We start from the raw sequence: 12,519 nt of genomic DNA, 5'->3' as shown, positions 1-12,519 counted from the left end.
AACCTCAAATCAAACGTTATAGGGGCAATAGCGGTAGTCGGCAACGCCTTTGGTGCAGTACATCAGTCGGCGCGGTTGAGACCGGCCATCCCCATTTACAGAATCAATCAACAGCCCGTGCTGACAGCGCAGGCATTTTGCCGGTTGGCCGTCGATTAGTGATCCGGTGAATTTTGCTTGGCGAAATTGACCGGTATCGATTTGTTCGTTGCCTGCGTCATGCAGCTTCTCAATAGAGCCTACCCTTTCAAAAACAAACCTGCCCCGGTCGATCTCCAACTGGCCCTTCATATCGATCTCGTCACCGATTGCGATCTCTGATCGTTCGTAGACATCAAAAGAGAGCCGGGCATAGAAGGGATCGAGGAACTTGTCGTAGCCGAAGATACCTTCGCGGAAATACAGAAGCACGCCGCGTCCGGAGATTCGCAGATTTCCATTTTCACCGTGATTGACTAAGAGTGGGTTGATTGTCTTGACCGTGCCGCGAATTTCAATGCGTTTTCCCTTGATGTCGTTTACCCAATCTTCGAACTCTGCGAATTGGCGGATAAATTTATCGTATTCGCTCTGTTCGATCCGTAGCTCGGGCTGATGAGCTTCCTTCAAGTCGTAGAAGAAAGGACATGAGAAGCAGTCCTTGCCAACGTGCTTCTTGTCGCGGTGACATTTCTGGCCGTTCTCGAATTTCTGGCAGCGCCAGCGAAACGACATACATCCTTGGGGAAAGCAGCCCTTGTTCTTGAGAATGTGCCATGCGGAAGTGCCGCTTTCGCGGTGCTTGTGAAGCCGATGCGGACAGAAGAAGATGTCGGACCGCTTGTAAAAGTTGCGCCACTCGGTCTGCATAACAAGAGTATATACGCGATATGTGAAAGTGACATAAGGACTTTCTCCCCACGATATGGGGATCTCCCCACAAAAACACCCATGCAAAATCTCCGCGCGACCGCTGTTTCCTTTTGAACAGGCACTCAAGCTCAATCCCACCAACAGCATAACACTCGTCAAAAACTTCAGAACGGCTCGGCAATGTATCTGCAAAGAGAGTAGGCAGACAAAGTGCCGAAGGAGGAAGCTCGATGCGCGTGAAGTTCACACTGACGATGGATGACCTGACGGTTGACGACCTGCATTACGATTCTGTCGTGATTGACTGGATCACTGAGGTCGAGCAGCAAGAGGTTCTGGATTTATCACAGAAGTGGATAACATCGCAGAATTTTCTCACTCGGCGCATGATCGGGCTGCAGCGCGTAGGGGAATCTTCCCTGACGATTGAGCCGATGGACGAGACAATCTCATCTGACTACGAGTAGGGGGAGTCGAAGTGTTAGCAGGGTTGAAAGCGCAGCTATCGCAAATAGCTGGAGATGTTCCGGGGAGAGTAACGGAAACGGCGGTGACGTTTCACGGCTACCTAACTGCCCAGTACGGGCCGGTGACGGCTTGGGCAGTGTACTTGGCGGCATCAGCTCTGATCGTTCTCGTTCTCTGGCGACTTGTAAAGCTCTCGTTCGATGTCGTTCGCTGTGTGGCAATACCATCGATGGCAGTGGCTCTGGTAGGAGCATGGTTATCGCCTCTCAGCTTCATGCACATCCTTCCGGTTGCAGCAGCGCTGTTTGCCGGCGTGATGTTGCTGCGCGGCTAAGCACGTTCTGGCAGATCTCTTGAGTAACATTTTTTGAGACGGGCACCATGCCTGATGGGGAGAAACTATGAGGCCATTCAAGCGCCGTAAAAGAACGAACTGTCCGCTTTGCAGCGGCAAGTTGGTTAAGGCAGACGGAACGCTGCGTTGTCCGGCCTGTCGGATTGAGGTTGTCGGCGACTCCTGTCGATTTCTCAACCTACCATCGTCCGTCCATGGCGTCGCTGACGGCGGCAAGGGATAGGGTTGTATGGACGAGAAGTCCCAGCATTGCCACATTTGCGGTAAAATGATGCGCGAGTACAAGGGCGTGTTTCTTTGCTTGCCCTGTAACGAGCGATATGGCGACTATTACGGGTTCTTTAATGCAGCCTCGCGAGATTATCACGAGGAAAAAGAGTATGTCATCATCGACTGCCCCGGAGTTACCATATACGACGAAAGCAACCAGCGCGTTGTCCAGGGGGTAAAATGGAATGATGATCGCGATCACACCAAGGGATATGAGGTCGTCGGTAAGCAGATCTTTGCTCCAAATCATACGAAGACTCGGCGGGTTCCGAAGGATAAGGCGAACAATATCAGCCGTTGCCAGTCATGCCAGGACTTTACTGTACGTATGAGAATCTATAATTCGCAGGTGGGCAAATCAGACTACCAACAAAGCTCCCCGTTGATGCCCAAAGACGGTGACAAGTACTCAAAGCCAGATATCCACGGCAAGCGTTAGTCCCCAATAGTGAGCGGGATGACCTCACATTCGCATTTCTCCTGCAATCTATCAACTTCGCTTTCGCGGTAAGTAATAACACGAAGCGATTCAACCGGTATCTCTCCCAAATCGAAGTCCCCGACGCAGCGCCACTCAGCCTCCGGTTGCCAATCTGCCGATTCTGATCCAATGTTCTGGAAAAATGGCCGGTCGGATTCCTGCAGAGCTTTGAAATCTTCAATCGTACGATAAAGCACCGGTCGGCAACCGAGATTCGCGGCTATCGAACTTTCGACTGCGATTCCATACGGTTCAAAGCTGTAATAGCCATAGCGCTTCCGCCAGCGCATCAATTTGACGGCATCGGACGGATTCAGTGCAGTGAATGAGACTACCTGGTACCCTCCACGAATGAATCGGCTTGATGCTCGAACCAGCTGTTCGGTGAGAATTCTTTCTAGAATGTGCCGTGCGGAAAAGGGATAGTCGCCTGACCTTTGTACCGAATCATAGAAGTCGAAATGATCCATCGACGCTGGCGGGCCGAAAACAGATCTTGTCCAGTGAGTCAGGAAGGTACCAAGCTCATCGAGGTGCGGGTTCAGTCGTATCTGATTCCAGTCGTAGCGGACGCGGTCGACTGGCTTGAGATATTGAACTCGAAATGAATTGTCGATTTCACGCTTGGCCGAAGGACAATAGCGATTCCAGTCTTCCGAGTGGTCGTACCGAAACAGGAACCAGCAGTTGCGCATTCTTCGTAAGAAACTCGTCGCGGAGTCGCGACCATGGGACCGTTTTTGAACAATCGGGCTCAGTCAGTACATGTAGATACGTTCGCTCAGGCGCCAGGCGGAACTCGCGTAGCAGATCGCCCGACGAATCAAACCCATACTCGTTCATGTCCGGGGGAATCGTTATAATCTGCCGACCGCCATGGATGTTTACGAAGTGAAGAGTCAATTCCCAGCTGTTCATTCCAATTGACGTAAGAAAGAGGTAGTCAAGGGACGAGTAGTGCCGGATAGCTGCATCGGTCACGGTAATCCACTCATCTGTTTGGCAAGGTCGTTTCGACTGGCGGGAGTTCAGGATAAGGCAAGACCGATCCGACCGGATCATTAACTCGAATTGCTCGCGATTTACTAGACTGCCCATTTTCGAATACCTATTCACCGAATCGGTTGGATCAATTTGGCGAATAGGGTATAAAAAATCAACCCGTGTCTTTGCAGACACGGGTTGCAAGAATTCTACCCCGCTACCAGGCTGTTCGCCCGCGCGAAGTATAAGGGTGGCAAGATTACTTCTTGCCGGCTTTCTTGGTACCCTTCTTGGCAGTCGTCTTCTTTGCAGGCGACTTCTTGGCCGTGCTCTTCTTAGCTGCTGCTTTTTTCTTCACGGGACCCTTCTTTAGGTTTAAGGTTGCGGCTTTAGCACGAACGGCGTCGATCGATCTGCCCAATCGCTTGGCGATCTCGCGTGCGGTTTTCGATTTGTAGTTCGCCTTTAGAAAAGCGACACTGACAGCCGACCACTCGTTCGCACCCTTCTTAGTTGACTTCTTATTAGTTGCTTTCTTAGTTACCTTCTTAGTAGCCTTCTTCTTCGTTGTAGCTTTCTTTGCTGCCACTACGATCTCCTCTCGCAAAAATTCGATGGTTGATCATTTGGATTTATCTTCAAACCGGGATGATCAAATGATCTACCCATTATTGATTGCAAGGAGTCAACATTAGCCGCGGGGGTCCGTGCCAATGCTGAAGAGACGATCTCGGTGCGAGCCTCATTTGTCATATTGACCTGGAAATTTTCTCTGTCGCTCATCTTTCGAACTCGTGTCTTCAGCATCTCTGCCGGTTTTAAAATCAATTGCATGTAAGAGTGAATGTCGGAGCAAACTAAATCAACAAAAACTTTTTGTTCTTCCGTGAAAAACATCACTTCCGAAATCGATTTGCTCTCTCCAAGAATCATCTTCTACATTTCTTAATCGGAATATCTGAAATCATCTTAATCACTTTGAGTGATTTTGTGCTGTAAATTTGCGGAGAGAACGTAAACATGGATAGCGAGAGCCATGTATGCGGGGGGAGCTTTGCGCCGAATTCGGAACCGAATGACGATTCTTCCGGGAGCAAAAAATATTTTATGTTTTTTGAATGTGAGCACTTGACAACAATTTGATTTCTCCCAAAAAGTAGATTCTCGCAGCGCCGCCGACAGAGATTTCTTCATCGCGAAGTCGACAGGATCATTCATTTTGAATCGAATTTTTCGGATACGACCGCAATTTCGGGCAGCTGCGTCGGAATGCTGGCAGTTACTGAAACATCTCCATACGAATTTCACGGTCGTCTGAAGGAGTCTTCAACAAAGTGATTCCGGGATGAAATGGTGAGGGTGATCCGTCAAGAATTCGCTTGACAATCAGGGGCCGGACGAATTTCTTAGGGCTGCTAATGCGCCCATAGCTCAACTGGATAGAGCGTCTGACTACGGATCAGAAGGTTGGGGGTTCAAATCCTCCTGGGCGTATTTTTTCTTTGGTATATGCGAACCTTCCCGATAACTCTGCACAGAAATTGTTCGTTAATCGTCTTCAAAGCGTCCGAATGTATTCTTGGAGGATAAATTTCATGAATAGAATAGGCATTTGTTGCTGGATAGCTCTCGTAATCGGTTTGTTCGCCGGTTGCGGAACTGATAAGTCGACGGAACCGGAGAATCCGACCTTACAGCATCTGGCTGGCGGCGGTCGCGAGAGCGATAACGATCCATTTATCGGCGGCCCCGGCATCTCTGGACCAAACGACACTCTGCCGGGTCTTCCGGGATATGATACCAGCATCGAGTACTTCCCTGTGTACTTTTCTGACAGCAGCTGCCCACAACAGCAACAATTCGAAGTCTTCATCGATCAGGCCAATTGGGAAGAGTGGTGGACTGAGGCTTACGATTGCGCCGGCGGTAATTTCAAGCGCAACTTCGTTCCTATTCCCGACTCGACGGTGTCTGATTCCGGGGTAATTGGTCCAGATAGTTTATGGCCGGGAGAAGCACCAATTGTTGATTTTAATACTCATATCATCCTGGTAATCAAGCTGGAGCAGGGAATATCCGGCAGATATATCTGGATCAGAAGTTTACAGGAATCCGAAAATGAGACCTTTGTCAATTACGAAGTCTCGTCGCCTGCAGATGACTGTTTGGGTCCGCTTGTTGATCCGAACATATTCACGAACCCGGTCGCCGCGTTTATTGTCTCGCGCCCCGAGCGATTGACATTTGCCTGGCAACGCAGCGATGTGACTTACAGCTGCTCATGGGTTCCGGATCCTACACTGCCGCTCACTCTTTACTATACCGACGCGATTTGTCCAGCATTGGGAGGTACAGAGCAGTTGATTCGGACATCCGAAGAGTTTACCGCTTGGGTTGAGGCTGCGTGGGAATGCGACATCAACCGGTGGGGAATTGCAGTCGATACGTTGTGGGGCAGCGACACGACAGTTATTGGTGATCGCCCGCTACCGACGTTTGAAGGTATGGTCGATTTCTCCACACACGCCGTGTTAATACTGCGTGCTGACGTTCAGACGTCATGGGGAGGAGGAATGTGGCTTGACAAGTTCGAGCCGGGGAGCGCAGGGACTGTCATTGAATATACAGTCATGAATCCCGGAGCGGCGTGTCCCGAAGTCGGAAATGGTGCTTCGCTGCAGCCCACGGTGGCAATTCGCCTTCCGTTACCGATTGTCGAGCCGCTTTTTATTACAAGAACAAGTGACACAATATCGTGTGGCTGGGTAAGCGACAGTACTGAGGTCGGGCCGTAAGGGAAAAGTAGTCCGATTACCCAAATACTTGCTACAGGAACTTGTTTCTCTCACTTTTCGCGATTTCGGTCGAGAGTGGGTAGATTTGTATCTCCGGAATCTGCGCATAGGCTGGTGCGTCTGCAACATCGCCAATCAGCCGAGCTACATCTGCCGTTTCCAGAAGTTGAATTCGCTTAGGATCGCCGGAAGAGATTACCTCGCCGACAGAGTTCATGTTGTTTGGAAAGATGCTCGTGACGCGAATCCTAAATGGTCTCAGTTCGATTCTGATTGAATCCGCGAGACCCTGCAGTCCGAATTTGGAAGCGCAATAGGCTGAGTTGTTAGCCTGGCCCTGTTTCCCTCCCACGGAATTTATGAAGATAATCTGACCTTGTGATTCCTTGAGCAAGGGCATCGCTGCCTTGGTCATCAAGAAGTGCGATTTTAAATTAACGCCAATAATCTGGTCCCATGATGCCTCGGGGAATTCCTCGATACTGCCACCCAGATACATTCCGGCGTTGTTAACGAGCACGTCGAGCCGGCCAAACGATTCTTGGCACGCGCGAGCGGCTTCGAAGCAGGTCGCTGCCTTGGTTATGTCGCCGGACAGGTACTTAACTTCCGGGAAATCGGTAAGAATGCGCACGGCGTTCTGTGCCAACTGTTTCTCTAAACCGACGAGGAGCAATCTAAATCCGCGTGCTTGCAGTTCCTTGGCAGTGGCCAATCCCAGCCCGCGCGAACCACCAGTAATTAGCGCTACTCTTTCCAAATCAGTTCCTCCGGTATAGTCGTTACCATTGTATCGTAGTGGATTTTGTCATCGAGAGACTTCAAATCGGTTGTTTTCCGATTCCCATAATACTACCCGTGCCAGTAAATCGTTACCAAGTGCCTTGTCGAGTATGTCGAATATCTTCCCGGCAAAGACTTCGGTTGTGGGAATCTGCCCCCTCATGAATTCAACATCGATATTCAGATTCTTATGGTCGACCTTGGAAACAACTTCTCGTTCTATAATCTGCTTGAGGGTCTTGAGATTGATGATCATTCCGTTCGCCGGGTCGATTTCGCCGGAAACGCTGACTTCAAGTACATAGTTGTGCCCGTGACCGTTTGGGTTCGAGCATTCGCCAAAGATCTTGAGGTTATCTTCATCGGACAATCCCGGCTTAAAAAGCCGATGGCCGGCGCAAAAGGTCATTCTTCTGGTAATAGTCGTCTTCATAGTTTATCTCGCTGGCGCCATTCCGGTAAGGATGATATTCTCTCCCGTCAGCGGTGCGGATTCAGCCGAAGCGAGATAAAGAACGTGTTTTCCGACATCTTCGGCAAGGAGCGAGGCATTGAGGCCGGGAGGCGCCGCTGCCCGGAACATCGCAGTATCGACAGCCGAGAGAGAAATCTGGTTTACGCGAATATTGTGCTTCATGTTCTCGATAGCCAACATTTCAGTTATTCCCCAAAGAGCATATTTGGTTGTGTCATAGGCTCCCATTCCGGCAAATTTCTGAACGCCAAAGCAACCGGAAAGAGACGATATGTTGACGATTGACCCACCGCCTCGCGCTTTCATCATGGGAATTGCCTTCTGACTGAGAACGAGCGGGGCGATGACATTAACAGCAAGCATTTTTCGGAAGTTCGCAATGGAGTACTCTTCCAGAATTCCCTTGATGAGAATCGCCGCGTTGTTGATGAGGATATCGAGCTTGATGCCACGGGTGGCAAGAGTGTCAAAAGTGACTCGATCTGAGGGATCTCAGCGAGGTCAACGGTCTCGGCGACAACCTTGACACCATTTGCAGCGCATTCTATCGCCGTCGAGCTCAATTCATCTTTTGAACGCGCGATTAATACCAGATCTGCGCCCGCCTCGGCGAATTTTAAGGCGATTGCGCGACCCACTCCGCGACCGGCGCCGGTGATAAGTGCAGTCTTGCCAATTAGAGATTTGTTCATAATCGTCTGGGACAAGTAACGAAAATCGTCCTCATTTTGCAATGGCTCTTATCCACTTTGATAGGAACCGCAGGGGCCGTATCAAGGTTGCAATGTGGAACGGTTTTGTTTATGTTTCGAGTCGTCTTACGGCTTCAGTTCAAGACAATCTTTCTCGATTACATATTTGGAATACGAAATATTATCAATATTAGAGGATATCAATGCCCAAGCTCAACAACATTCTCGAAGCAATCGGCAACACGCCAATGGTGCAGCTTAAGCGGATGATGCCGGAAGGCGCTGGAGAAGTCTATGCTAAGCTGGAATTCATGAATCCCGGCGGTTCGATAAAGGACCGAATGGCGCGGTACATCATAGAGGACGCCGAGCGCCGCGGTGAACTTAAGTCAGGCATGATCGTGGAAAATACTTCGGGAAATACCGGTGTTGGCGTTGCGATCGTAGCGGCGGTCAAGGGATATAAGGCGATTTTCACCATTCCTGACAAAATGTCTGATGAGAAGATCAACTTACTCAAGGCATTTGGCGCCAAGGTTGTCGTGACCAAGACAAACGTGCCGGCAGACAGTCCTGAATCGTACTATGAGACTGCGAAACGGATTCATCGGGAGAATCCCGGTTCGTTTTATCTGAACCAGTATCACAACCCTAAGAATATAGAAGCTCACTACAATCTAACCGGTCCGGAAATCTGGAAAGATATGGACGGGAAAATTGACTATTTCGTGGCCGGTATCGGAACCGGAGGAACGCTTTCAGGAGCAGGCAAGTTCCTGAAAGAGCAGGACAAGAATATCAAGATTGTTGCAGTCGATCCATACGGGTCGGTGTTTTATGATTTCTTCAAGACGGGAAAGCCGGGGAAACCGGAAGTCTACAAAGTTGAAGGCATCGGCGAGGACATGATAACGCAGGCGATGGATTTCTCGGTCGTGGATGACATGCTACAGGTGAATGATCGCGATTGTTTCCTCACGGGACGTGATCTGACGACCAAGGAAGGCATTTTTGCGGGAGGTTCTTCAGGCGCCGCGGTGTGGGGAGCGATTCAGGTCGCGAAGCGGGTAGGTCCGGGAAAGCGTATTGTCGTAGTGTTGCCTGATTCTGGTACACGATATCTTTCAAAGATGTTCAATGAGACATGGATGCGCGACTATGGATTCTTGGAAGAGAAACCGGAACTTGGGTCCGTACAGCGTCTTTTGGAGAGAAAGAACGGGAGCGAGATTATCTCGGTCGGGACGAGCGAAACGGTTCACAATGTCATCTCCAAGATGAAGAAGTATGACATTTCGCAGTTGCCCGTTCTTGAAAATGGCGAATTGGTCGGTTTGATCCGTGAGTCCGATCTCTTGGGTATGATGGTTTCAGGTAGATACACCCCTGCCCAGACAATTGAAGGCGCCATCGTTCGCGACTATCACATTGCAGCCCGTGAGATGCCGATTTCGCGACTGGCTGAATTGTTCTCAAAATCGAACGCGGATGTAGTTTTTGCTGTTGATAACCGCAAGTTGGTCGGTATCTTGACCAAAATAGATTTAATCGACTTTCTTGCAGGAGCTTGATTTTGAAAGACTACGATCCGACTAAACACCAGTTCGAGACCAACGCTATACACGCCGGTCAGCCGCCTGATCCTGCGACCGGAGCGATTGCGTTTCCCATCTACCAGACTTCGACCTATGTGCAAGAGGGAATCGGCGGACACAAGGGATTTGAGTACTCCCGAACTGCTAATCCGACTCGTTGTGCCTTGGAGCAGTGCCTGGCTTCGCTGGAAGGAGCCAAGTATGGTCTGTGTTTCGCATCGGGGATGGCAGCGACCTCGAACATTATGACCCTGCTAAAAGCAGGAGACCATGTCGTCTGTTCGGACGATCTTTATGGCGGCACACCAAGAGTGTTTAACCGCGTCTATGCGGACTACGGTATCGAGTTCACGTACGTCGATACCTCGTTTACCGACCGAATTGAGGCTGCGATCAAACCAAACACCAAGATGGTGTTTATTGAGACACCCACCAATCCAATGCTGAAGATTACCGAGATCCGGGCAGTTGCAACACTTACCAAGCGAAAAGACCTGATTTTGGTCGTGGATAATACATTTGCTTCGCCGTTCTTGCAGCGTCCGCTTGATCTGGGAGCTGATATCGTTGTTCACTCGACTACCAAGTACATTAATGGACATGCCGATTCAGTGGGCGGAGCAGTTCTGACCTCGCACGAAAAGGCATTCGAGAGAATGAAATATTGCCAAAACGCCGCCGGTGGAATCATGGGACCGTTCGACGCCTTCCTTACAATGCGCGGGGTGAAGACCCTGGCGCTTCGTATGGAACGTCAATGTGAGAACGCGATGAACTTGGCGGTGTACTTGGAGAGCCATCCCAAAGTCGAACGAGTTATTTATCCCGGGTTGGAGTCGTTTCCGCAGCACAAGATTGCGGAACGTCAGATGCGCCTTTTTGGAGGGATGATTTCATTCGTGATCAAGGGTGGGCTTGAATCTGCAAAGAAGATGCTCGCCAATACACCGGTATTTGGATTAGCCGAATCGCTGGGCGGTGTTGAATCGCTAATCCAGCATCCAGCGCTCATGACTCATGCTTCGGTGCCGAAAGAAGTTCGCGACGCCAACGGCATCTCTGATGGTCTAATTAGAGTCTCGGCAGGTATCGAAGCCTACGAAGATCTAAAGCGGGCGCTAGATACCGGATTCAGCCACGTCTAAATTGGTACGGCAGCTCTGGTAGCAGGGCTGCCTTGCTTACTTCACAATACGAGGTATTCCCAATGTACACGACCAGTTACGCGTTTGGCGTTGAGACCACAATGTCATTTGAAGAGGCTCGACAGCGAGTCGAGGCACTTCTCAAAGACGTAGGGTTCGGCATATTGACAGAAATCGATGTCAAAGCAACGATGAAGAAGAAACTAGGTGCTGAATTCCGCCCTTACGTAATTCTCGGCGCATGCAATCCGCAGATTGCGCACGAGGCATTCAAGCGTGAGCTTGAGATCGGGTCGCTGTTGCCATGCAATGTTATCGTTTATGAGAACGACAAAGGCGGTACCAACGTGTCATTTATGGATCCCATAGCGGCGCTTGGATTGACAGGTAACAAGGAACTGACACAACAAGCTAATCAAGTGCGTGAACTTCTCCAGCAAGTAGCGGCAAAGCTGTAGCGCTCGATTTTCTGTCGCAAAAAATCGCTCAACATGACATCATGTTCGTGTGACAGCTAAAGCCAAAATACCCGAGATCATTCAAGTCGGCGCCGTACCGCCGCCATTTGGCGGTGTTTCGATTCATACCAAGAGGCTGATGGGTCGACTTTGTGAAGCGAAACTTGCCAATAGTCTTATCGATGTTAGCGGTGTTCCCAAGACTGGTTTAGGGATTCGAAACCTGAGTTGGAAGCGGGCATTCCTGCATTTGCTCCGCTGCGAACCCGCAATTGTCCATTTCCACAACTTTGCACCACGAAACCTGTACTTGTATTCACTTCTGAGTATCCGGCATTTGACCGTCGTTTCTCTGCACAACGAGCGATTCGATGATGACATCAGGAAGTATTCACCAATCGAGCAGTGGTTGCTGGCGAGACTATTTGGCTCGATTACAGCTGTGGTTATTCATAGCGAGACATCCCGTGAACGTGCTTTGAAATTGGGTATTCCCGAGGCGAAGTTGCACGTCATTCCGCCCTTTATCCCACCAGCTCAAGGTGACATTGCGGACTTCGCACTGCTTCCCACTATTGCAGAGATTCGAAGGAAGCATCGATACTTGCTCGCTACTAATGCCTATCGATTGACATTTCACAAAGGTGAAGACCTTTATGGAATAGATCTGGTTATTGAAGCGACCGGCGACTTGGTAAACGACGCCAAACTTGATGTGGCTGCAGTAATCCTGTTGCCTGATGCGGGAGATACTGAATACTTGCAGAAGTTGAAGAATCGCGTGAGCGAGCTTGGATTGGAAGAACGCTGTCTCTTTCACGGTGAATCTTTGGAAGAAACGACGGCGCTTTGGAAGTCAGCGGACATCGTCATACGAGCGACCAACACCGATGCCGGTGATTCACTAACGGTACTTGAAGCGCTGGCCTGCGGTACGCCGGCAATTGCCAGTGACTGCGTTCTTCGAAACGAAGCTGCGCACTTATTCGTCAATCGAGACGCGAAAAGTCTCGCAGCGGTCTGCAAGCAGGTTCTTGAGGATCTACCCGCGAGCCGCGCCAAGCTGAAGTCGATTCGGCTAAGCGACAATGCTGGAAGCTTGATAGAGCTGTATCTGAAGATCGCCGGGGCTGGTACAACAATGTCACAACGCCAGGGAGTCTAGT

At 50.1% G+C, this 12,519-nt stretch carries 16 protein-coding genes and 1 tRNA gene; 10 read left to right on the top strand and 7 right to left on the bottom strand.

Going from position 1 to position 12,519, the window contains the following annotated elements; genetic code table 11:
* Nucleotides 1-9: 9 nt before the first annotated feature.
* Entirely contained in the window at nt 10-849 is an 840-nt protein-coding gene (locus IPH59_13290) for a hypothetical protein (protein MBK7092672.1), read from the bottom strand.
* Nucleotides 850-1,082: 233 nt separating this feature from the next.
* On the opposite strand from IPH59_13290, the gene IPH59_13285 reads away from it, so the two are divergent.
* From IPH59_13285 to IPH59_13270, 4 genes are all read left to right on the top strand, one after another.
* Nucleotides 1,083-1,319 (top strand): hypothetical protein, encoded by a 237-nt coding sequence (locus tag IPH59_13285; GenBank protein MBK7092671.1) that lies wholly within the window; start codon nt 1,083-1,085, stop codon nt 1,317-1,319.
* Between the two features lie 11 nt (nt 1,320-1,330).
* Nucleotides 1,331-1,654: a hypothetical protein gene (locus tag IPH59_13280; GenBank protein MBK7092670.1), complete on the top strand. Its 324-nt coding sequence runs from the start codon at nt 1,331-1,333 to the stop codon at nt 1,652-1,654.
* 67 nt (nt 1,655-1,721) lie between these two features.
* Complete coding sequence (locus tag IPH59_13275) at nt 1,722-1,898, top strand: hypothetical protein (protein ID MBK7092669.1); 177 nt, start codon at nt 1,722-1,724, stop codon at nt 1,896-1,898.
* A gap of 6 nt (nt 1,899-1,904) precedes the next feature.
* Nucleotides 1,905-2,384 carry a hypothetical protein gene (locus tag IPH59_13270; GenBank protein MBK7092668.1) on the top strand — a complete coding sequence of 160 codons (480 nt, stop codon included), beginning with the start codon at nt 1,905-1,907 and terminating at the stop codon, nt 2,382-2,384.
* Here IPH59_13270 and IPH59_13265 read toward each other — a convergent pair.
* Together IPH59_13265 and IPH59_13260 are read right to left on the bottom strand one after the other, a co-directional pair.
* A complete protein-coding gene (locus IPH59_13265; protein ID MBK7092667.1) occupies nt 2,381-3,121 on the bottom strand; it encodes a hypothetical protein in 741 nt (246 codons plus the stop codon). The two genes, IPH59_13270 and IPH59_13265, sit on opposite strands and share 4 nt — an antisense overlap.
* 548 nt (nt 3,122-3,669) lie before the next feature.
* Nucleotides 3,670-3,999 carry a hypothetical protein gene (locus IPH59_13260; protein MBK7092666.1) on the bottom strand — a complete coding sequence of 110 codons (330 nt, stop codon included), beginning with the start codon at nt 3,997-3,999 and terminating at the stop codon, nt 3,670-3,672.
* 831 nt (nt 4,000-4,830) lie between these two features.
* Between IPH59_13260 and IPH59_13255 the strand changes: the two genes are divergently transcribed.
* Together IPH59_13255 and IPH59_13250 are read left to right on the top strand one after the other, a co-directional pair.
* A tRNA-Arg gene (locus IPH59_13255) sits at nt 4,831-4,904 on the top strand.
* Between the two features lie 101 nt (nt 4,905-5,005).
* Nucleotides 5,006-6,205: a hypothetical protein gene (locus IPH59_13250; protein ID MBK7092665.1), complete on the top strand. Its 1,200-nt coding sequence runs from the start codon at nt 5,006-5,008 to the stop codon at nt 6,203-6,205.
* A gap of 31 nt (nt 6,206-6,236) precedes the next feature.
* Here the strand turns inward: IPH59_13250 and IPH59_13245 are convergent, their stop codons facing one another.
* Genes IPH59_13245 through IPH59_13230 form a run of 4 tightly spaced genes read right to left on the bottom strand, consistent with a single transcriptional unit; the run spans nt 6,237 to nt 8,155 of the window.
* Nucleotides 6,237-6,965, bottom strand: a complete 729-nt coding sequence (locus tag IPH59_13245) for an SDR family oxidoreductase (GenBank protein MBK7092664.1) — start codon at nt 6,963-6,965, stop codon at nt 6,237-6,239.
* A gap of 48 nt (nt 6,966-7,013) precedes the next feature.
* Complete coding sequence (locus IPH59_13240; GenBank protein ID MBK7092663.1) at nt 7,014-7,421, bottom strand: 6-carboxytetrahydropterin synthase; 408 nt, start codon at nt 7,419-7,421, stop codon at nt 7,014-7,016.
* Between the two features lie 3 nt (nt 7,422-7,424).
* Complete coding sequence (locus IPH59_13235) at nt 7,425-7,877, bottom strand: SDR family oxidoreductase (GenBank protein ID MBK7092662.1); 453 nt, start codon at nt 7,875-7,877, stop codon at nt 7,425-7,427.
* The gene (locus IPH59_13230) at nt 7,769-8,155 is read right to left on the bottom strand and encodes an SDR family NAD(P)-dependent oxidoreductase (GenBank protein ID MBK7092661.1); all 387 of its coding nucleotides are present in this window, start codon (nt 8,153-8,155) and stop codon (nt 7,769-7,771) included. Before IPH59_13230 ends, IPH59_13235 begins: the two co-directional genes overlap by 109 nt.
* Before the next feature lie 203 nt (nt 8,156-8,358).
* Here IPH59_13230 and IPH59_13225 point away from each other — a divergent pair, with 203 nt between their 5' ends.
* The 4 genes from IPH59_13225 (at nt 8,359) to IPH59_13210 (ending at nt 12,518) form a co-directional block, all read left to right on the top strand.
* The gene (locus IPH59_13225; protein ID MBK7092660.1) at nt 8,359-9,726 is read left to right on the top strand and encodes a pyridoxal-phosphate dependent enzyme; all 1,368 of its coding nucleotides are present in this window, start codon (nt 8,359-8,361) and stop codon (nt 9,724-9,726) included.
* Nucleotides 9,727-9,728: 2 nt separating this feature from the next.
* Nucleotides 9,729-10,895 (top strand): cystathionine gamma-synthase, encoded by a 1,167-nt coding sequence (locus tag IPH59_13220; protein MBK7092659.1) that lies wholly within the window; start codon nt 9,729-9,731, stop codon nt 10,893-10,895.
* A 62-nt stretch (nt 10,896-10,957) separates the two neighbouring features.
* Nucleotides 10,958-11,353 (top strand): DUF302 domain-containing protein, encoded by a 396-nt coding sequence (locus IPH59_13215; protein ID MBK7092658.1) that lies wholly within the window; start codon nt 10,958-10,960, stop codon nt 11,351-11,353.
* A 49-nt stretch (nt 11,354-11,402) separates the two neighbouring features.
* A complete protein-coding gene (locus IPH59_13210; protein ID MBK7092657.1) occupies nt 11,403-12,518 on the top strand; it encodes a glycosyltransferase family 4 protein in 1,116 nt (371 codons plus the stop codon).
* Nucleotide 12,519: the final 1 nt, after the last annotated feature.

It is taken from the genome of bacterium (assembly GCA_016708315.1).
Lineage (GTDB): Bacteria > Zixibacteria > MSB-5A5 > CAIYYT01 > CAIYYT01 > JADJGC01.
This window is presented reverse-complemented; position numbering and strand designations above follow the sequence as displayed.